This window comes from Wolbachia endosymbiont of Cantharis cryptica (assembly GCF_964277405.1).
Lineage (GTDB): Bacteria > Pseudomonadota > Alphaproteobacteria > Rickettsiales > Anaplasmataceae > Wolbachia.
Window position 1 is genome coordinate 544,637 of sequence record NZ_OZ195521.1, and the last position, 21,334, is coordinate 565,970.

17 protein-coding genes are annotated in these 21,334 nt (G+C 35.2%); 11 read left to right on the top strand and 6 right to left on the bottom strand.

Going from position 1 to position 21,334, the window contains the following annotated elements; translation table 11 throughout:
- Window positions 1–6 precede the first annotated feature (6 nt).
- Complete coding sequence (locus ACICP6_RS02630; protein ID WP_395463495.1) at window positions 7–1,638, top strand: ankyrin repeat domain-containing protein; 1,632 nt, start codon at window positions 7–9, stop codon at window positions 1,636–1,638.
- A 219-nt stretch (window positions 1,639–1,857) separates the two neighbouring features.
- On the opposite strand, the gene ACICP6_RS02635 is transcribed toward ACICP6_RS02630, so the two are convergent.
- Entirely contained in the window at window positions 1,858–3,156 is a 1,299-nt protein-coding gene (locus tag ACICP6_RS02635; RefSeq protein WP_395463496.1) for a hypothetical protein, read from the bottom strand.
- Window positions 3,157–3,462: 306 nt separating this feature from the next.
- On the opposite strand from ACICP6_RS02635, the gene ACICP6_RS02640 reads away from it, so the two are divergent.
- Both ACICP6_RS02640 and secF read left to right on the top strand, forming a co-directional pair.
- On the top strand, window positions 3,463–5,406 hold the full coding sequence (locus ACICP6_RS02640) for a heme lyase CcmF/NrfE family subunit (RefSeq protein ID WP_395463497.1): 1,944 nt from the start codon (window positions 3,463–3,465) through the stop codon (window positions 5,404–5,406).
- Window positions 5,407–5,463: 57 nt separating this feature from the next.
- On the top strand, window positions 5,464–6,345 hold the full coding sequence (gene secF / locus ACICP6_RS02645) for a protein translocase subunit SecF (RefSeq protein WP_395463498.1): 882 nt from the start codon (window positions 5,464–5,466) through the stop codon (window positions 6,343–6,345).
- Here secF and ACICP6_RS02650 read toward each other — a convergent pair.
- Window positions 6,322–6,834 carry a TIGR02281 family clan AA aspartic protease gene (locus ACICP6_RS02650; protein WP_395463499.1) on the bottom strand — a complete coding sequence of 171 codons (513 nt, stop codon included), beginning with the start codon at window positions 6,832–6,834 and terminating at the stop codon, window positions 6,322–6,324. The two genes, secF and ACICP6_RS02650, sit on opposite strands and share 24 nt — an antisense overlap.
- Before the next feature lie 135 nt (window positions 6,835–6,969).
- Here ACICP6_RS02650 and yidC point away from each other — a divergent pair, with 135 nt between their 5' ends.
- The 5 genes from yidC to ACICP6_RS02675 all read left to right on the top strand — a co-directional run bounded on the left by yidC (window position 6,970) and on the right by ACICP6_RS02675 (window position 10,547).
- Window positions 6,970–8,664: a membrane protein insertase YidC gene (yidC, locus tag ACICP6_RS02655; protein WP_395463500.1), complete on the top strand. Its 1,695-nt coding sequence runs from the start codon at window positions 6,970–6,972 to the stop codon at window positions 8,662–8,664.
- On the top strand, window positions 8,657–9,085 hold the full coding sequence (locus ACICP6_RS02660) for a 6,7-dimethyl-8-ribityllumazine synthase (RefSeq protein ID WP_395463501.1): 429 nt from the start codon (window positions 8,657–8,659) through the stop codon (window positions 9,083–9,085). The genes yidC and ACICP6_RS02660 overlap by 8 nt, the downstream gene beginning before the upstream one ends.
- Window positions 9,085–9,567 carry a transcription antitermination factor NusB gene (gene nusB / locus ACICP6_RS02665; protein WP_395463502.1) on the top strand — a complete coding sequence of 161 codons (483 nt, stop codon included), beginning with the start codon at window positions 9,085–9,087 and terminating at the stop codon, window positions 9,565–9,567. The genes ACICP6_RS02660 and nusB overlap by 1 nt, the downstream gene beginning before the upstream one ends.
- A 142-nt stretch (window positions 9,568–9,709) precedes the next feature.
- Entirely contained in the window at window positions 9,710–9,973 is a 264-nt protein-coding gene (gene infA, locus ACICP6_RS02670) for a translation initiation factor IF-1 (RefSeq protein WP_395463503.1), read from the top strand.
- Window positions 9,951–10,547: a Maf family nucleotide pyrophosphatase gene (locus tag ACICP6_RS02675; RefSeq protein ID WP_395463504.1), complete on the top strand. Its 597-nt coding sequence runs from the start codon at window positions 9,951–9,953 to the stop codon at window positions 10,545–10,547. Before infA ends, ACICP6_RS02675 begins: the two co-directional genes overlap by 23 nt.
- On the opposite strand, the gene ACICP6_RS02680 is transcribed toward ACICP6_RS02675, so the two are convergent.
- The 3 genes from ACICP6_RS02680 to ACICP6_RS02690 all read right to left on the bottom strand — a co-directional run bounded on the left by ACICP6_RS02680 (window position 10,539) and on the right by ACICP6_RS02690 (window position 15,020).
- Window positions 10,539–12,671: a hypothetical protein gene (locus tag ACICP6_RS02680; protein WP_395463505.1), complete on the bottom strand. Its 2,133-nt coding sequence runs from the start codon at window positions 12,669–12,671 to the stop codon at window positions 10,539–10,541. The two genes, ACICP6_RS02675 and ACICP6_RS02680, sit on opposite strands and share 9 nt — an antisense overlap.
- A gap of 129 nt (window positions 12,672–12,800) precedes the next feature.
- Complete coding sequence (locus ACICP6_RS02685; protein ID WP_395463506.1) at window positions 12,801–14,135, bottom strand: alanine:cation symporter family protein; 1,335 nt, start codon at window positions 14,133–14,135, stop codon at window positions 12,801–12,803.
- Between the two features lie 381 nt (window positions 14,136–14,516).
- A complete protein-coding gene (locus ACICP6_RS02690; RefSeq protein ID WP_395463507.1) occupies window positions 14,517–15,020 on the bottom strand; it encodes a protein-disulfide reductase DsbD domain-containing protein in 504 nt (167 codons plus the stop codon).
- 895 nt (window positions 15,021–15,915) lie between these two features.
- On the opposite strand from ACICP6_RS02690, the gene ACICP6_RS02695 reads away from it, so the two are divergent.
- The 3 genes from ACICP6_RS02695 (at window position 15,916) to uvrB (ending at window position 20,006) form a co-directional block, all read left to right on the top strand.
- On the top strand, window positions 15,916–17,148 hold the full coding sequence (locus ACICP6_RS02695) for a cytochrome bc complex cytochrome b subunit (RefSeq protein WP_395463508.1): 1,233 nt from the start codon (window positions 15,916–15,918) through the stop codon (window positions 17,146–17,148).
- Window positions 17,148–17,912 carry a cytochrome c1 gene (locus tag ACICP6_RS02700; RefSeq protein WP_395463509.1) on the top strand — a complete coding sequence of 255 codons (765 nt, stop codon included), beginning with the start codon at window positions 17,148–17,150 and terminating at the stop codon, window positions 17,910–17,912. Before ACICP6_RS02695 ends, ACICP6_RS02700 begins: the two co-directional genes overlap by 1 nt.
- Before the next feature lie 159 nt (window positions 17,913–18,071).
- Window positions 18,072–20,006: an excinuclease ABC subunit UvrB gene (gene uvrB, locus ACICP6_RS02705; RefSeq protein ID WP_395463510.1), complete on the top strand. Its 1,935-nt coding sequence runs from the start codon at window positions 18,072–18,074 to the stop codon at window positions 20,004–20,006.
- Between the two features lie 909 nt (window positions 20,007–20,915).
- Here the strand turns inward: uvrB and ACICP6_RS02710 are convergent.
- Complete coding sequence (locus ACICP6_RS02710) at window positions 20,916–21,254, bottom strand: outer membrane protein assembly factor BamE (protein ID WP_395463511.1); 339 nt, start codon at window positions 21,252–21,254, stop codon at window positions 20,916–20,918.
- Window positions 21,255–21,334 lie beyond the last annotated feature (80 nt).

Here is a 21,334-nt window from a genome sequence, read left to right on the forward strand (position 1 = left end):
TTATTTATGCTAAGTTCACAACATATTAAGGATATCATAGAAAAGCAGTATATTACAGAAGAAGAGCTTGATTCTTTAAAACGAGCTTTGGGTGCCAATCCTGACCTTGCTAAAGATAGTAGGGACACGGATGGTTCGACTCTTTTGCATTCTGCTGCTGGAAATGGCCATGTAAAGGTGGTAGAGCTTTTACTTAAAAATGGAGCAGATGTTGATATAAGGGATACGAAGAAAAGGACTCCATTACATTATGCTGCTATAAGTGGCGGTGTAGAAGTAGTAAACGCTCTGATAGCAAGAGATGCACGTGTTGATGTAAGGGGTACGGAGGAAAGAATTCTATTACATTATGATGCTATAAGTGGCAGTGTAGGAGTAGTAAACGCTCTGATAAAAGAAGGGGAAGGTGTTAATGTACCAGATAAATATGGATGTACTCCTTTACATTATGCTGCTATAAGTGGCAGCGTAAAAGCAGTACAAGCTCTTGTAGAAAGAGGGGCAGGTGTTAATGTAAGGGATAAAGATGGAAATACTCCTCTGCACTTAGCTGTTCAGCTGGGTGGTAAAGATGCTATAGATGCTCTCATAGAGCAAGAAGCAGATGTTAAGGCGATGAATAATGATGGGTACACTCCTCTGCACTTAGCTGTTAAATATGGTAACGGAGCTTTGATCGAGGATCTCATAAAAAGTGGAGCAGATATTAATGCGGTAGGTGAGGATGGATGTACTCCTTTGCATTTAGCTGTTCATCTGGGTGGTAAAGATGCTATAGATGCTCTCATAGAGCAAAAAGCAGATGTGAATTTAAAAGATAAAAGTGGTAAAACTCCTTTACATTGGGCTGCCATTTCACCACGCCTTGACGTTATAGATGATCTATTAAAAGCAAAAGGAATCGATGTTAATGCAAAAGATAATGATGGAAATACTCCTTTACATTTGGCTATCAGGTTTGGCCAAAAAGATAAAGTCAAAAAACTAATAGAAAACGGAGTAGATGTTAATGTACCAGATAAATATGGATGTACTCCTTTGCATTTGGTTGCTCTTAGCGATAATTTGTGTGGCATGGATCCTATAGATATAATGAACGTTCTTATAAAAAAAGGAGCAGATGTTAAGGCGATGAATAATGATGGGTACACTCCTCTGCACTTAGCTGTTAAATATGGTAACGGAGCTTTGATCAAGGGTCTCATAGAAAGTGGAGCAGATATTAATGCGGTAGGTGAGGGTGGATGCACTCCTCTGCATTATGCTGCCAAAGACGGTGATAGAGAAATGGTAGATGCCCTAATGAAAAAAGGAGCAGATCCTTTATTAGAAAATGAAGATGGTGAAACTTCAATGAACCTTGACAAGAGTGGACGTATAAAACAGCTCTTAGAGGGCAAGGCGCTTACACGAGGTATTTTTGTCGGTTCTATAACCGCAGCATTAGGTTATATTATAATAATGATACTTCATGCAACTGACCCACTTACAGATGAGCCAAAAATAGCAGCAGGATTTCTGGCTCCACTAATAGGGGCAGCGGTTGGTTTCGGTGCATATAAGATGTCAATGCCTCCTAGTACTAAAATGGATGAAGTGAAGCATGAAAAGAGGGGTGTATTATTAGAAATAGTGTAGGAACGGCTTAGAATAGTTGTCATTCCAGTGTGTGATACACAATTGTGCGGATGTTTGTTTTTGTTAAGCACAACAAATGGTGTCATGCCAGTGTCAGCTACTTGCATTACAAAAGGAAGGAGCACTGGGATGATACCAGCAGTTGATATCTTGTGTTTACTCTACCGCAGTGCAGGAAGTTTGTACAGATGTGTAACTGACACTGGGATGACAGTCAAACTATAACCTAGTTAGCTCAGTTTGAGCGTTAGTGTGTGGAACTCTTAGCTCTGTTGGAGGATTTTCCATTGTTTTTAGCTGAGTATCTAACTTATACTGTATGTTCGATAAACAAATCAAAGCAGCTGAATAAAAATCTTCATCGAACTGCTTTGCTTTATGCATACCATCCATTAATTCCTCAAATTCTTTCACACTACATATTTTTTGTGGCATGCTTTTGAATAATTCTCTTATTTGGGTCAAATTTTTACAAATTTTCTCCTGATACCCAGCAATTCTCTCTTGATATATATCAATCATTTTTTGACATGCGTTGCCTCTAAATGGATGCTCTTTCTTTTCCTGTACATAAGAACTCTGAAAATTTTTACAATTGAGGATTGCTTCTCTGTATTTTTTTATGTCATTAATTGCGCTTACTATCGATTTATCTATTTTCTTTAAATTTTCTTTCCATACCATCTGGTTCATTTTGTCATATAGGCTTTTGCATTCTTCATAAGATGCCATTGGTTGTAATAGTCCTTCTTTTACATCTTTATTATAAACTTCTCTCAACTCACCACTTGATAACACTCTTATAGCATCTTCTCTTTCATCTTGTAATTCAGGGTGCTTTTTATTTAATGATTTAATGCGATTTAATAGAAAATTCTTAACTAATTCGTCTTTTATGACTTCAGCTAATTTTTCTAGTGACTCTATGTATTTCAGAATTTCTACAAAAAGTTGAGGACCAACCGATCCAAACGGAAGGAGAAGCTCCTCTTGACTCCTACGAAAATTTTCAATTGTTTCTATTGTTGATTGTGTATTGTCGGTGAGTTTTTTCTTTAGTTCAGCTCTTTTCTTTTGATCTTTCTCTTGAGTTTCTTTTACACTTTTTAAAAAATCCTTAGCTTGCTCTTTCAATTCCAGTAGATTTTTACGCGTTTCTTCTGTGTTTACTTCACTCAAGACTTCAGCAATTTTCTTTTTTGTCTCATTCTTTTTTTTCTCGCTTTTGGCATTATTTAGCTCATTTAACTTTTTGCCTGCCTTATTTTTAACAATTTGGCGGATAATTGTACCAATTACATCCTTTTTTTTGAAGTAATCTATTTCACTCATTAAAGACTTAGTGATGAGCTCCCAAGTCGCTTGATTAACAAATTCACTTGTCTTATTTTCAAAATCTTCTCTACCTTTAAATCCTAAAATAGTATAGAGATTTTTTTCAACTGTTGGTTTGTTATTTCGTTCTGCTACTCTATCTTTTATATTGGATAGAAATGTACTAATATTGATTGTGTACACAATGTTACCTCAACACTCATGTTACATAATAAAAGTATAAAATTTAATATTTAATTTTTAATTAATGCCAGCATTACTAGCACAGCTAACTGCAGAGATATAGCTAAAGTAATCTAGGCTTACCGACAACCGTCATCCCGCTACGTGTTAGCGGCTAAGAGATACCGCCGCGGTATGACGTAGGGAAACCTGACTTGCACTAGCTATATCAGATGTAAATTCTAGCATCAATAGCAAGCGTCAATTAACACTTTAACTTCTAATTTGTCATCAGTAATATTGTTTATATAAAAACTATAATTTTTTATGCCTGAATTTGGGAATATATTACTATTGCTAGCTTGCTTATTGTCTTTAACATATCTATTTCTACCACTTAGTTCTTATCGGTTTATCACCACTGCTATATTTTTCTGTGTATCAGCGTCAATGGCTATTTTGATTTACTGCCACATTACAAACGATTTCTCACTCGAAAATGTGTATTACCACTCCCATACGACAAAACCTTTGATCTATAAAATCTGTGGTGTTTGGGGAAATAAAGAAGGATCTATGTTGCTTTGGGCCTTAGTGCTTACTTTCTATCTGCTATTAATGGGTATCTTTATTGATGACAATGATAAATTGAAGAAAGTGTCCTTGATCACCCAGGGGATGATTTGCTTTTGTTTTTTGTTGTTCACTTTACTTGAATCCAATCCTTTCACTAAAATGCCAAGCATTGAAACAGATGGATTGGGTTTTAATCCAATATTGCAAGATATAGGTCTTGCTATTCACCCACCAATATTATATTTGGGGTACCTTGGATTTAGTGTTCCTTTTTCGCTCTCTATAGCTGGATTAATTTTAAATACTGAAGGAAATGTTTGGGCTAAAATTGTCAGACCTTGGGTGCTTGTTTCTTGGTCGCTGCTCACTTTGGGCATCAGCCTGGGTAGCTGGTGGGCGTACCGTGAACTTGGTTGGGGTGGATTTTGGTTTTGGGATCCAGTAGAAAACGTTTCTTTGATGCCGTGGCTAATTGCAGTAGCGCTGACACATTTGTTACTCGTGGTACGAAATTTCAATGTTTTAAGGAATTTTGCTATTTTACTTACGCTTACAACTTTTATACTAAGTGTAACTGGAACATTCCTAGTCCGCTCAGGAATACTCACCTCAGTGCACACGTTTGCAGATGATCCAAAGTATGGACTTTATATATTAGCTTTACTTGGTGTAATTACAATAAGTAGCTTAGTAATATTTGTAGTATTTACGAGAAAAAATCACACATCTTTCCAGTGCTTGACACCGGAATCTGAAAAGAAACCTGCTACTCAAGTGACAGAGGGTAGAAGATTCTTTTCCCGCTTTACAATGATGCTAATGAACAATCTATTATTTATCACCGCCTTTTTCATTGTATTCGTTGGTACTCTATACCCTGCAATGCTTGAATATTTAACCGGTGAACTAATTTCAGTTGGAGCACCGTACTATAATTCCTTATTTAATCCTATCGCACTGGCCATTCTAGCGCTCACCATGGTAGGGCAATATTGTCGTTGGCAGGGAAATAGTCTATTGCCAATATTTCGTGAATACAGATTCTCATTCTGTAGTGCTGCAGCTATTTTGCCGTTTATCTTTCACATGGAGCTAATGATTGTGCTATCAATTACCATCTCCATGGCATTATTAGTCTTTGTCTTAGAAGCATACAGTAAAAGAATTTGTTTATTTAAGAGCGAATCAATCTTGTTAGCAAGAAAAGTTTCTAAGTCTTACTATGCAATGATGCTCGCTCATGCTGGAGTAGCAATTCTGGTGCTTGGTATAACTTATTCAGTTGGTTGGCAGGAAAAAAAAGAAAATTACTTAAAAATAGGGGATAGCATAACAGTTAATAAATTTAAAGTCACTCTACGAAATATTGAATTGATAAAAGAGAAAAATTTCCATGCAGTGCGAGGTAAAATGGATATTAGGAATTTGCTGAATAATAAGATATTAGGTGAAGTAACTCCTGAATATAGATTTTACCTTGTGGAAGGTCAGAAAAATGTCGAAAGCAGTATTTACCACAATTTATTTTCTGATATCTATGTTGTAATTGGTGAGATTGATAAGAGCAAAATTGCAGCTAAAGTGTACTATAAACCTGGAATGTCTATAATCTGGCTTGGATCCTTCCTCATTGCTTTTGGTTCGCTCCTTGCTGCTTTTCCTTTCGGTAAACGAACGAGACCAACCACAAAATAAACTAGTGAATTTTTTAAAAAGTATATAAAATTCAATTGATTACTTTAGATAAAAAACATGGCACTTAGACTCATTCCAGACAACCTCGATATCAAGTTTAGTAAATATAGAAAGTTGACTGCGTTAATTAGCATTATTTTTGTCATCTTTTCAATGCTTATTATTGTGTTACGTGGAATGAATCTAGGCATAGACTTTACAGGTGGAATTTTGATGGAAATAAAATCTTCAAACGAGGATCGTATTATTCTTGATGCATTAAAAGAGAATGGTTTTACGGTGCAGAGTTCAAAGGCTGGTGATAATTTAGCCATGCGTTTTAAAGATGAAGGAGATGAAAATAAAATTAAAAAGATCAAAAGCGTACTAGAAGAAAAGCTGGGTAGCTCAATAAGCTATCGTAAAATAGACTATGTTGGTCCTCAAATAGGCTCAACACAGATATTTGAAGGAATATTATCCATGTTGATTGCAATTGTTGGAATATTTTTTTACGTTTGGTTTAGATTTAATTGGCAATGTGGATTTGGTGGGATAATAGCACTGATTCATGACGTGGTTTTAACTATTGGTTTTATTAGCCTGACTGGCATTGAGTTTAACATTTCATCAACTGCTGCTCTCCTTACTGTCATTGGTTACTCAATCAACAATTCAGTAGTTATATACGATCGAATTCGAGAATATCAAAGGAGTGGTCAAAACAGGCAGATGAGTGAGGTAGTAGATGCAAGTATTAACTCTACATTATTTCGCACTATCTTAACTTCGGGTACGACCCTTCTTGCTGCTCTTCCTTTGACATTAATTTGTACGGGTGCAGTTAGAGATTTCAGCTTAATCATCTTTTTTGGTATTTTAATTGGCACTTGTTCTGCAATATTTATCTCTGCTCCTATATTGACCTGTAGGGCCTTAATAAGTAGAGTCACGATATAATATCAGCTTATTATCTCTTATAGTGAAATGAAAATACCTCAAAAAACTCATCCCGAGTAGTGAATGAGACATAGAATGGGTGTTAACGCTTGCCTGTACATCATTAATCAAAAAATTTCCTATTTTAACTTGAGGTATTTGAACCACTCCAGCCCTTATTTGGCCTTTTGCAGTTTCATATATTTTAAAATTTTGAATATTTTGTAAGTTAATGCCAGCATGTAATGCATCTTTTTGTGATAGAACAATATCGGTTGCACCAGTGTCAAGCAAAAACGTTATATTACTATCATTAACTTGAGCCTGAATATAAAAGTGTCCATCGTATGATTTCGTGAATTCGATACTTCCGCTATTCTGAACCCTTCCTTTATATGGTAAAAAAGTGCTGAGAAATCTGTTGCTTAGTTTATTTCCTTGTGAATCAATAAGCATTGCAGTAATAACTATTATCAGTAGCCAAATAACTAGACTTTTTGCCGCGTTCATATCATTAAAATTTGAAGCTATTACAATAAATTTTAAAGATTAGCGTTAAAAGTTGTTATTAAAAATAAGTAAATTTTATTGTTTTAGTACAATATTTAATATACACTTTAAGGAAATACATTTAGCTTAAATTTTATGTCAGAAGCAAGAAATCTAATTTTTGCAGCTATCCTTTCCATGTTAATCATGGTGTCTTGGCGCATTATTTACGATAATTTTCTTAATGCAGACCAAAGTCACCCACCAATTGAAAATATTGAACACATAGAATCTTTTAACGATCTTGCTCCTATAATACACCAAAACCGTTCCGAAATTATTAATTCCACTCGAGAACAAAGGGTTAATTTAGCCAATAATATGGTTAAAGGGTCGATTTCTTTAAAAGGTGCAAGGTTTGATGACTTAATTTTAACTAATTACCGCTTAGAACCAAATCCTTCTTCTTCACAAGTAGTGTTGCTATCACCTGCAGAATCAAAAGATGTATATTTCGCAGAATTCGGGTGGCTCGATCCAAGTGGCAAAATTAAAGTTCCAGATCCTAAGACAATCTGGCAAGCAGATAAACTTAATCAAAAAGCAGCCAATTTATTCTGGGATAATGAAAATGGCATTTTATTTAGAATGAAAATTAGCCTCGACGATAATTACATGTTTAAAGTTGAGCAAATTGTTGAAAATAACACAAAGGATAATGTAATTTTAGTTCCTTATGGTAAAATTAACCGTAAGCGCGATAATATTAACGAATCTTATTGGATATCACATGAGGGAGTACTAGGTGCATTTGATAATAAACTAGAGGAGTGGACATATAAGGATATCTCTAAGAAACATTTAATAAAAGCAAGTACAAGTGAAAAAAATTGGTTTGGTTTTGCTGATAAATACTGGCTTACAGCCATCATACCTGAAAAATCTGATAAAATAAATGTAAGCATTAAACATACTAACGTTAATAATATTGATAGATTTCAAGCAGACTTTGTTAAATCTTATAAAACCGTACTCCCTGGTTCAGTTGCCTATAATGTGAATTATTTTTTTGCTGGAGCAAAAAAATTGAATTTACTGGATTCTTATAAGAGTGCTCTCAATATACCTTTATTTGACAAAGCTGTAGATTTTGGCGTTCTTTACTTTATAACTAAGCCAGTGTTTTTACTTCTTGAATACTTTAACTTCGTTTTGAAGAGCTTTGGCTTGGCAATATTGTTGCTGACTTTAGCAATCAAACTTTTGATGCTTCCTTTGTCTAATAGATCATATGTTTCAATGTTCAAGGTGAAAAGCCTGCAGCCTGAAGTAACTCGTATAAAAGAACTATACAAAAATGATAGTTTAAAGCAGCATAAAGAAATAATGGCATTATACAAGAAGAATAATGTAAACCCAATTTCGAGCATTTTTCCTATGCTAATACAAATACCGGTATTTTTTGCTTTATATAAAGTATTATTTGTCACTATAGAGATGAGACACGCCCCTTTTTATCTATGGATTAAGGATCTTTCAGCTCCTGATCCAACAAACATTTTTACATTGTTTGGATTGTTTAATTACAATTTCCCTGTTTCCATAGGCATTTTGCCTATAATTTTAGGTGTTACTATGATAGTTCAGCAAAAGATCAGTGAGAAAGATCAGATCACTAAAGATGATGTTCAAGTAAACGTTATGAAATTTTTGCCTTACATTTCTGTCTTTATTTTTGCCTCTTTCCCTGCAGGCCTAGTAATATATTGGATATTTAGTAATGTCATAACTTTAATTCAACAATCGTTAATAAAGTTGTTTTTAACGAAAAAAGTGGTAGTAAATGTCTAAAATACTAATAGTTAACTCAATTTATTATACTGAAATAGCTGACCTTTTGCTTGAGGGTGCAGTCAATAGATTAAAAGAAAGTCATGCAAGCTATGACATAATTGAAGTTCCTGGTGCATTTGAAATACCAGCTACAATTCTTTTTGCGGTCAAGAGTGAGCGTGTTAATTATGATGGTTATTTAGCTCTTGGGTGCGTAATTCGTGGTGAGACTGATCATTACCAATATGTTTGTAAAGGAATAATCGAAGGCTTAAATGAGGTTGTTATGCGTTATGCAGTACCCCTTGGTATGGGCGTAATTACTGCTGATAGCAAAGATAAAGCTTTAGTAAGGGCTGATAAAAACAAAAAGAACATTGGTGGTCATGCAGCCTCAGCCGTTGTGCATATGATAGATTTATACAAAAGATTAGGCTAATGGAGGAAGAACCCGTAGGAAAAAAGTGGCGTGTAAAAAGAAGTACAGCAAGGTTTCTTGCTGTACAAGTTGCTTACTCAAATATTTTTATAGGTTACGACAAAAGCACTTTTGAGCTGGAAAACTGTGAGCTTAGGAACTATGTAAATAAGTTAGTAGACATATTTGAATGTGAAGAATTTGATTATCAATTCTTAGAAGACCTGTCATATAAGGTTATAAAAAACAGTGAAGAATATGATAAGGTAATAGAATCTTATTTACACCCAAGCTGGTCTCTTTCGCGGTTAAATCTCATAAGCTTATCTATTTTGCGTGTTGCAATATGTGAATTAGCTAATTGTGATACACCAGCTCCAGTTGTTATTAATGAATATACTAACATTGCATCTGATTTACTTGATAAACCAAGCGAAATTGGTTTTATTAATGGATTATTGGATAAGGTAAAGGACGCAGTTAAGCTAAATAAAAATTCTTGACAGCATATGACCAGAAAAAGGGGCCAGTGTCTGAGCATTGGAGGTGATAAAGAGAGGAGCACTTTAATGGCATAAATAAGGTCTTTTGACGCTTTAAAATCTATGGTAGACTGAAAAAGATTATTAAATTATAATATGAAACATGGTAAAAGACGAGAAATCGAAAACAATTTTTGAAGTGGAAGGGGCAGTAACTGCTTTACTACCTGCAGCAGAATTTAGAGTGAAGCTGGACAACGAACATGAGATTATCTGTCATGTATCGGGGAAAGTAAGAAGAAGTAAAATACGCATTATTATCGGAGATAGAGTGTTAGTAGAGATGAGTATTTATGATAGAAATGCGAGAAAGGGCAGGATAATTAGAAGGCTTAAAGGTACAAGTGACAGAACAATCTCTAAATAATCTTATTCTTGCTTCATCATCGAAAAGGCGCATAGCTTTATTAAAACAAATAAATATTAAGCCGGGCTTGATTTTGCCAGCAGATATAGATGAAGCTCCTTTGAAGAAGGAACTTCCAAAAGATTACTCAATCCGTATGGCAAAAAGCAAAGCCGAGAAAGTACAAAGCTCAAATCCAAATTATTTTGTGCTTGGTGTTGATACAGTTGTTGCTTGTGGTAGAAGGATATTGCTTAAAGCTGAAAACGTTGAACAAGCAGAAAAATGCATCCGCTTGTTATCAGGAAGAAGGCATAGAGTATACACCAGTGTGTGTCTGTTAACTCCCGATCAATCTAAACAACACATTAAGACCGTGGTTACAGTCGTGAAATTTAAACGTCTCAGTGAACAAGAAATTAAGTATTATTTAGCATCAGAAGAGTGGAAAAATAGAGCAGGGGGATGCAATATACAAGGCCTTGCTGGAATGTTCGTACTGTTCTTACGCGGCTCCTATTCTTCCGTTATCGGATTGCCGTTACACGAAACCTATTGTTTGCTAAGTAATTATTTTAACCTCAATTTATGTTGAAATGCCTTTATTAGTATCTTTTTCTTGTTGTGACTCAGCAATGCGTTTAGCCCAATCCAGTGGTCTTTTTTTGCTGTTAGCTAATGTAACTCTACCAGTGTGTTCTGTTAAAGTACCTTCTATTTCTTCTTCTATTACTCCAGCTTTCAGTTGTGCTGCATCTTTTTTTAGCAATTTATATAGTTCGCTATTTTCATCTATAGTCGTATTATCAGCATCATTTTCTCGTTCTGTCGCTGTTTCCACATCTGTTGAACTGTCCTTCAACAATCCATCTTTTAATAAACGTTCTCTGGTTCGTTCGCTCATTTCTTCCTGATTTACTGGTTTTAACCCGAGATTTTTTTGACCTAATGTATTTTTAAGTTCTTCAAATAGAGTTGGATTACTTTGTCTAATATGTCCTTCTAATTCCCTTTCTATCTGTTTAGAATTTACCTGAGATTCATCATGGTCAGTATCAGTTGGAGATATATAGCCTGAATCACTTATACTATTTGGTGTTGAAGCAGAGACACTAACAGTTGGACCTTCCACTGTTTCCACACCTGTTGAACTGCCTTCTAGCAACCCATCTTCTAATAAAAGTTCTCTGGTTCGTTTGCTCATTTCTTTCTGATTAACTGGCCTTAGTGGAAATTTTTGAGTTTCTTTATCCAACTTACTGGTAAATTCCGTAAGTAGAGTGTCATCTTTTTGTTCAACGTCTATCAAACTCTCCTTATTTTCATCAGTGCTAATTGGAGATAGTTGTGCTGCATCTTTTTCTAGCAATTTATTCGGATTAGTAGCAGCATTTTCTTGTTCTGCCACTTTTTTTTCTAACCACTTACGTATAGGGTCGTATTGGTTACCTTTTTCTATTTTTTCCAAAACTTTTTCTGTGAATCGATCTTTAGAAATATTTTCTTCAGCAACTTGCTGTGCTTGTTCTCTTTCAGATTGACTGTGATTAATAGTAGGAAATGAATAGCCCGAGTCACTTGTGCTTTTAGGCGTTGCAAAAGAGAACGGCTGTTTATTAACAGTTGGGTCTGCCACTGTTTTTACATCTGTTGAACTGTCATTTTTGCCACTTCTTTTTATTGATGCTTCTCTACCATCAACACCAGTGTGCCGTAAGTTGCTTTTATTGAAACCTCTGATGTCTTGCCATAAATCTTTTCCTTGTTGCGGAGTTTCAGGTTGTTGCTGATTATCAAGTGTTTGCTCATTTCCATCTGGTTTTTGGCTTCCAAGTTTGCTTCTCCCTTGCTCATTGACAACATTTTCTTTAGGTGGAAGTGAACTAGTTCTAGTTGGTACTTGTGGAGGGGTCTGAGACCCAACTCCTCGATTCTGAGTAGTTTGAACGCCAACACCTCTACCACTATTTTCTATTATGATTTCAGATGCGTTTTGTTCCACTTCATTCGCTTTTCCTTGTCCCTTTTCCCTGAATTGTATTTGATGCAAGAATAAACCACCTATTTTTACATCTTGATTCGCTTTTAGCTGATCTTCAGTAACGCCATTACCTTCAATAAGTTCTACACCCTCTTTATCAATATTGATTTTAATAGTGCACTTCTCTCCCTTTGCATCATACCAGTTTAGCGTCATCTCATATGAACCATCGGTTACGACATAATGTCTTACTTTTCTCTTTTCTTTCCCTTCACCTTCCTCGGCAACAAAACCGTGCATTCCGCTCTTTCCATCGCTATGCAATGTTGAGAACCCCGAGATTCCATTCTTCTCACAGAAATCACTATTTAAAAATTCGCTGATTTTAAACTCTTTCTTGTTATCCTCCAGTGTAATACTTGCGTGATTACCGTTTATTGAAACTTTTTCAACACCATCATCAATGTAATCTTTCAACCTTTTTTTAACTTCACTTGCAAGCTCTTGTCTATCTTCCTTTATTTCGTTATATTCCTGAAGAATAACTTTACACGCTTTATTTTTGTTTTCATCTTCGTCCAAATCCAAGTCGGCATGTTCTATTAAAAACTTTGCTGTGTAAAAAACAATCCTAGCATCATAAATTAAGTCGCCTTCCTTTTTTATTTTATCAAGTAAAGACGACAAATTTTGAATGAACTTATAACTGTGTTCTTGTTGTGTATCGTTACTGTGCATATAACCCTCACTAATAACCCTCTGCCTTTAGTTCTAGCTAATACTAGCTAATGTAATTATTATGGGAATTAGTTGAATTTTTATTAAAGGAGGTTGTGTTACTGTTCAGATGGCAACTTAGTTAGTATTTTAGTTGGCGCCTAATTTCAAATATCTACTGCTCATAGTAAACACTTCTGGATCTTGAGAGGTTAGTTTGAGTATAGCAAGTATGTTGATAAACAATAAAGCAGCGATTGAAATATCGGCAACGTCCCATAGCAATTGAACTGTACCTATTGAACCAAGCGGAATAATCATGGTAAAAATTACAATCCAGATTTTAGTGTATTTATTATTCATAGACACATAGCGTATTGTCTGTTTTGAGCAAAAAAACCAAGTAAAAATAGTAGTAAAAGCAAAGCAAAACATTATAGCCATAATTAAATAGCCAATATAAGGCCAGTTCATTGCCTTTTTAAAAGCAAATATGCACATGTTGGTGCTCTCTAAATCAGTCATCCAAGAATCTGTGACAAGGAGTACCATTGTTGTAATAAACGCTATGAATGCGACTATAAAGGGCGATATTATTGTGATTAGGCTCTGTTCAATGATAAATTTATTATTATTTTTCTTAGGAACAATTGAAGAATGTACGATTCCTTCGAGGCCAAGTCCTATATCTGTTGCAAAAATACCTCGCAAAGTTCCTACTTGAATAATAGTCAACATTTCTAAAATTAAACCTAGAGATAAACCAGAGTTAAAGCTACTAGCTGTAAAAAAATTGCTTGTTATTAATTTTATAGAAGGAAGAATATTTTCACTAAATTTAAATAATACAATACCACAAAGCGTGAGGTAACTTACCGTCATTATCGGTATCATAGCTGATATGAAAATTTTAATTTTTTTTAAGCTGAGAGCTGCAACAACAAAAAATATTATGGCCATTATAATTCCACCAACAACTACAGGTATATCTATCATGTTGAGTGGTATTGATAGAGAATTTACCTGAACAAGGTTACCAACGGTTACTGAAACTATCATCATAATGACTAGAAACACAATTGTGGCTTTTCTAGAGTTAAATGCATCAGCCATGTAGGTTATAGGGCCACCTATAAACCTTTTGTTCTTTTCCTCCCTGTTTTTTATACTCAGGTAACAAGTGACATATTTTATCACAGAAGTGATAACAATAATTATTACCATCCATAAAATAGAGCCCGGCCCCCCGGTTTTTAGAGCAACAGCAGTTCCTGAAATATTTCCTACTCCTAAATTTCCCCCTAAGATTGTAAACAGAGCAGCTATAGAAGAAAATTTATTTTCCCCTCTTTTAGCTCCAAGGAGTGAAAGGGCGTACGGTAATCTAAATATCTGTAGCCATTTTAGTTTAACCGATAGGTAAACACCAGCGATTAGTATGAGTAATATTGTTGGCAGTAATAAAACAAACTTTACTATATCCATTTGTATACTAAAAGTGAGTGTTTTGGCTGAGTATACACACAAAAGTCAAAAATACCTAAGCCTATTTTCTATTAGAGTTCGTATGACTTCGTTTCTTTCATCCTAGCACTCCTTTCTTGTCATCCCAGCACCCCTTTCTTGTCATCCCAGTGCGTGACACTGGGATCTAAATTTTTTATGCGAAACCATTATGTTTATATACTTGTAGGCCCAAGTTCCTCACATAGTGAACAAAAAAGTAAATGAGATCCCAGTGTCAGCTATTTGGATGATGCCATTTTAGAGGAATTCCCTTATGCCACAATATTTGTACAGATGTGGGTTTGACCATAGCTGGATTCCAGCGTTACGCGCTGGAATGACACCTACCCCATGAGAACTCTATTTTTTACACCACTCATTTATGAGTTCATTGACATCAGAATCTACAAAATTCTTTAGTGGCTGTCTGATTTTTATCTCAGCATTTTTAGGGATGCACCTATCCTTACATATTGCATACTTTATATGAAAGTTAAGATCAATATACCCTTGACTTGAAAACACATTTATCTTGAAGGGAAATAACACCATATCCTCGTATACGTTACTGATAAATATCTCTCTTCCTACTTTATCCTTATGCTCTTTTGGAGTAGGCCAGTAAATATCTATATTTGATGTGTTACCCTTGCAATCAAAAGAAGTGGGAAAACCAAAATCTCCAGGATCCTTATAATATATATGCCAACCTGGTTTTATTGTAACCTTTATTGCACCTTCAAGAGTAAGATTTGCTTCATTTATCTTGCCAATAAGCAAATCAAATTTTGCAACTTCCTCATCAGCATACAGTTGAGTGCAAGAAAAAAGCAAAAACAATATTAAATATATATACGTTTTCATAAAGGCAATTCTACTCTTTATATAAAGCAAATTAAAGAAAATGATTTAAATTTTTATTATTATACTTAACAACATTATATAAATTATTTATTAATATAATATTATGCTAATATACATATACCCATTCTAGGAGTTATAGTTTTTGCTAATTTTCATACTGCCTTTTTATTATTAGACAACTATAGCGTAAAGAAGCGGAAAGAATATGGAAAATAATAGATTCAAGTGAAGGTGGTGGAATAGCAAAAGAGAATAGACTTCTTGCATAACCTAAAAAAAGGCAAAAGAAACCCCGTGATGGTTGGCTATTTACCATGTACTAAAATATCGGCGTTCTTTTTATTCTAAAACGCTTGATTAAGAGCGATTTAGCCACTTTTAATTTGCAGCTAACCTACATCGCAAGTGTTTAAGAAATTTACTAAGCAGGAAAAAAGGCAAAGAAACCCCGCGGTAGCTAGCATTCAAATTCTCCCTTGTCAATTTGACGTTTTTTGATGTCTTAAACGCTTTATAAGCCCGTTTCAGCTTGTATGGGTAAAAACCCAGAAGTTTTATAAAGACATGCGGTGCACGTAGTGCGAAAAATTAAACATGAGACGCCAAATACCCTAAGTTTTTTGTCATTAACCTGCACAGATTGCGAAGATAAATAAATAGCTTCAGTACCATGATAAAAGGACTGGCGGAGTTTGTCAAGGAGTTTTTAGTTCCGGCTCCCTGTCTTCAAATCACAATGTTCGTACAGTTGTGATTTATGGCAATTAACCTTTACAGGCCGAAAAGTGTGTTGCTACCAAATAATTGTGTGAGAAGTCCGAATTTAAAGTTTTTATTGTTTATAGAGGATAAACTGCTACAATAAACGAGTTAAAGATAAGGAAAGCTTTAAATTATGCAAGATGATACTAAAAAAAAAACAACCGTAGAGGAAGAAAAAGGCATATTAGGTTGGATAGAATATAGATTGCCTATATTTTCTTTTCTAAAGCATACTGCCTCTTACCAAGTGCCAAAAAACTTAAATTATGCTTGGAACTTCGGTTCTTTGGCTGGTATAGCGCTAATTTTACAAATAATAACAGGTATATTTCTTGCTATGCACTATACTCCGCATGTTAATTATGCGTTTAACAGCGTGGAGCGCATAATGCGTGATGTAAATTATGGATGGTTGATACGCTACACTCATGCTGTTGGAGCATCGCTCTTCTTTATGGTAGTCTACGTTCATATAATGCGTGGGCTGTATTACGGATCTTATAAAAGGCCGCGAGAAATGGTGTGGTTTGTAGGTATATTTATATTTTTTGCAATGATGGCAACTGCCTTTATGGGATATGTTCTTCCTTGGGGGCAGATGAGTTTCTGGGGCGCAACAGTCATAACCAACTTATTTTCAGCTATACCTTTAGTTGGTAATAAAATAGTTATATGGTTATGGGGTGGTTTTTCCGTTGATAATCCAACACTCAATCGTTTTTTTGCTCTGCATTATCTTTTGCCTTTCGTTATTATCGCTTTAGCCATGCTGCATGTTATTGCTCTGCATAGGTTTGGCTCTGGTAATCCAAGTGGGGTAGAAGTGAAATCAGACAAGGATACCATTTCTCTGTATCCTTATTATATAGTCAAGGATTGCATAACTTTTGGTCTGTTTTTTGTAGTTTTGTTTGCATTTGTTTTCTATGCTCCTAATTATCTTGGTCATCCAGATAATTATATAGAGGCTGATTCTATGGTAACTCCTATACACATAGTGCCAGAATGGTATTTTTTACCTTTTTATGCAATGCTGCGTTCGATTCCAGATAAACTTACTGGTGTACTTACCATGTTTGGATCTATTTTAGTGTGGTTTCTGTTACCTTGGCTTGATAGATCAAAAGTCAAAAGTGGTGCTTATCGTCCGTTATTTAAGAAATTTTTTTGGGTTTTTGCAATAAATTTTGCATTTCTAGCCTGGCTTGGTGGGCAGGAAGTTAAAGAGCCTTACATCACTATGAGTAGGCTATCTACTCTTTATTATTTTGCATACTTTGTAATAATTTTACCACTGCTTAGTAAATATGAAAAGCCAGCAGAACCACCAAAAACCATAAGTGATTCTGTGCAGGAGATGAAATAATGCTGGTTAAAAATATGTTAGTTATACTCAGCATGTTATTTTTTGCTAATTTTGTATATGCTGAAGAATTTCAACCATCACCAAATAAAAAAATAGACTGGAATTTTGATGGAATTACCGGGTCTTTTGATAGGGAGTCAATTCAGCGTGGCTATAAGGTGTATAAGGAAGTCTGTGCTGCTTGCCATTCAATGAATAGAGTAGCGTTTCGTAATTTACAAGATGTCGGTTTTTCTGAAGAAGATGTAAAACAGATTGCAGCCTCTTATCAAGTTAAAGATGGTCCAAATGATTTGGGTGAAATGTTCGATAGACCTGGAGTACCTTCGGATTATTTTATTGCACCTTTTGATACAAAAGAAGCAGCTACAGCAAGTAATAATGGTGCAGTTCCACCAGACCTGTCATTGATTATTAAAGCAAGGCACGATGGTGCAAACTATGTCTATTCACTGCTAACTGGCTATCAAAATGGCGAGCATGATGAGAATGATTTATATTTTAATCCGTATTTTCCAACAGGTAAGTTAGCTATGGCACCGCCGCTTTCTGAAGGAATGGTAGAATATGATGGTGCAAGGCAAGCCACAGTTGAAAATATGGCATATGATGTGGTAAATTTTTTACAATGGGCAGCAGAGCCAGAACTAGAGCACCGGCACAAGCTAGGATTTAAAGTAGTGATGTATTTTGTAATCTTAACAGTATTTTTTATATTAACTAATAATAGAGTTTGGGGCAGGCTCTATAAAAAAAGAAAATAGAGTTTCATTGACACTCATTTTCATACCCTATTTACACTAGTAAATGTATTATACAACAATAAATATATTATGAAAATATAGAAACAAATTCGTTACAACTTATCTTAAAAATAATATGATATTTACTATGCAATGAATCAAAAATAGTGAGTAAAGTTTATGGAATTTCAAATCACTACACATTTTCAACCAGATGGAGATCAACCACAAGCAATCGATAGCTTAGTTGCAGGGCTAAATAGCAATAAAAGAGACCAGGTTTTGCTTGGAGTTACTGGTTCTGGGAAAACTTTTACTATGGCAAATGTTATTGCAAGGACAAACAGACCTGCGCTGATCATGGCACACAATAAAACCTTAGCAGCGCAGCTTTATGAGGAAATGAGAGGATTTTTTCCTAATAATGCTGTTGGATACTTCATTTCTTATTATGATTACTATCAGCCTGAAGCTTATTCGCCACAAACTGATACTTATATTGAAAAAGACTCTGTAATCAACGACAGAATTGACATGCTGCGTTACTCTGCCGTCTGCTCTCTTTTGGAGCGCAGGGACACGATCGTAGTTGCCAGTGTTTCTTGCATATACGGTCTTGGTTCGCCTGAAAGCTACTGCAGCATGACTATATTTTTAAGTGTTGGAGATAAAATTCGTGTTAATGATTTCTTGAGTAACTTAGCTGATCTCCAATACAAGCGCTCTGATATCAGATTTGAGAGAGGATATTTCAGAGTGCGTGGTGATATTATCGATATCTTTCCTGCCTATTATGAAAATAAAGCTTGGCGTTTATCGCTGCTTGGCAATGAAATAGAAGAAATTTCTGAGATTGATGCTATGACCGGCAATGTTATCAAACGCATAGACAAAATCACCATTTTTCCAAACAGTTATCACATTACATCACGTGAGACGCTGTTGCAGACAGTTGAGCTAATCAAAAAAGAGCTGCATGAACGCTTGAATTATTACTACTTACAAAACAAAATTGTTGAAGCACAGCGCCTTGAGCAGCGTACCAATTTTGATATCGAAATGATGAGAGCAACAGGAACATGTAAAAGTATTGAAAATTATTCGCGTTATCTCTACGAAATGGAAGCTGGAGATCCACCGCCTACTTTGTTTGAATATTTACCTAAAGATGTAATTTTATTTGTCGATGAAAGTCATGTCACCGTTCCTCAGGTTGGTGCAATGTATAGTGGTAATGAGGCACGTAAGAAAAAATTGATTGACTATGGCTTCAGGCTCCCTTCCGCTTTTGATAACCGTCCATTAAAATTTAAAGAGTGGGAAGAAATTAGGCCGCAGACTATTTACGTTTCCGCCACCCCCGGAAAATATGAGTTAGAAAAGACCAATAACGTATTTATAGAGCAAGTGATTCGTCCAACTGGGCTTACGGATCCAATCTGCATTGTAAAACCAACAGAAAGTCAGGTTGACGATGTGATTCATGAAGCACAAGTAACGATAAAAAAGGGATTTTGTGTTCTAATCACCACATTGACGAAGAAAATGGCTGAAAAGCTAGCCGAACATATGAGCGAATTAAATATAAGAGTAAGTTATTTGCATTCAGATATTGGTGCGCTAGAGAGAATTGAAATTATATACAAATTAAGATCGAAAGAAATTGATGTTTTGGTCGGTGTTAACTTGCTGAGGGAAGGTCTTGATATTCCAGAGTGTGGATTGGTTGCAATTTTGGATGCTGATAAAGAGGGATTTTTGCGATCGGAAACATCGCTCATTCAAACAATAGGTCGTGCTGCACGTAATGCTGAAGGCAGGGTAATTTTATACGCAGATAAAATTACCAATTCTTTGGACCGTGCGTTGAAGGAAACTGAAAGAAGAAGAAAAAAACAGGAGGAATATAACATATTGCACAATATTATACCAAAGACTATAATAAAACCTATATCAAATACTTTACAAGAGAAAGTGGTAGCTGAGGAAAAAATCAATATTAGTAAGGATGATTTAAACAATTTAAGGAAGCAGATGTTAACACATGCCGAAAATCTAGAGTTTGAAGAAGCAGCAAAAATCAAAAATATTATTGAAAGACTAAGTAGCGTATGATATAATGCGCATTGTATAAAGATTTAAGTAATTTTATTGACACTTTTAAATTAACAGATATTAAATATTTAGTACTATAAGATTGAATTATAGATTTTTAATAGTAGTCGGAATGAACATGACAAAAGGTTTTTTTTAACAACAAAGACGACGGTAGTTTGCGCTTTTAAGGAAAAATCATAGAACAAGATTTCTCTGCAGAGCAGAAGATAAGCAAACTAAAGGAGCTAACACCTACGACGATATTACAACAAATAATGCAGAGTTCAAGAGCGTAATCCTCCTTCTCGTTTCATCCCAGTGCTCTTTTTTTTGTCATCCCAGTGCGTGACACTGGGATCCAGGAAACTTAACTTTAAATAAGTGGCTGCATCTAGATTCCAGCGTCACGCGCTGGAACCCCTACGTCATGCCGCCGCGGTATCTCATCATAGATTCCGCTAACACGTAGCGGAATGACGGTTGTCGTTTAGCTATAAAATTTAAGAAAATATTTAAGAAACTTACCAATCTAAAAAAAGGCAAAAGAAACCCCGTGGTGCGAGTTTTGACTCTCTATTACTGTAAGTGGCGCTGTAATAATGTGCTAACGCTTAAAATAAGCGCGATTTGGCTGAATGTAGAAAAAATTTAAAAGACATGCAGCCGCCATAATTTTATGTAATCCGCCAAAAAATACCCTGAGTTTTTTACTGAATTTTGTCATTGAGCCTGCAGGTCAAAAACAAGTTTTGAGTCAGAAATACCCTTGTTATCATAATAAAGGGGCTGGCGGAGTTTGTCAAGGAATTTCTTCGTTTCTCAACGCGCTGCCAAAAGTTTGTTATGCAAGAAGTCTATTCATTCTACTGCAACGCAAGAAATTCGCACAGTTGTGGGCGGTATGACGTGAGAAATCTGAACAGATTTTCAACCAATAACAGCTAAAGATCTTTCTGAGACGTCAATTTCTTTTACACTTGTAACTTTACCGTCCTGATTGAATGAAATCTGCAGAGACTTGCTGCTATACTTTCTTTTTCCCAAGAAATTAAATTGTTTAATTTTATATGAGACATAGTACCAAACGTCTTCATTGAATTTCGATACCAATGTTGGTGCTCCTAAAGTGTGAACTACTTTTTCTTTATCGTCACCTTCTTTTATCTTGCTCCACAATTCAACACTGATGCCAGGAGCCCCGTGATCATAAGTAGTATATGCACAGTTTATTAAAAACAGTAAAAAGAAAGAGATTAATATTCGCATCTTTATTGATAAATTGTTGTAAAACTACAATACACTAATAAACCACCTGTAGTCAAATTTTGCAAAAGTTAAATTGACTG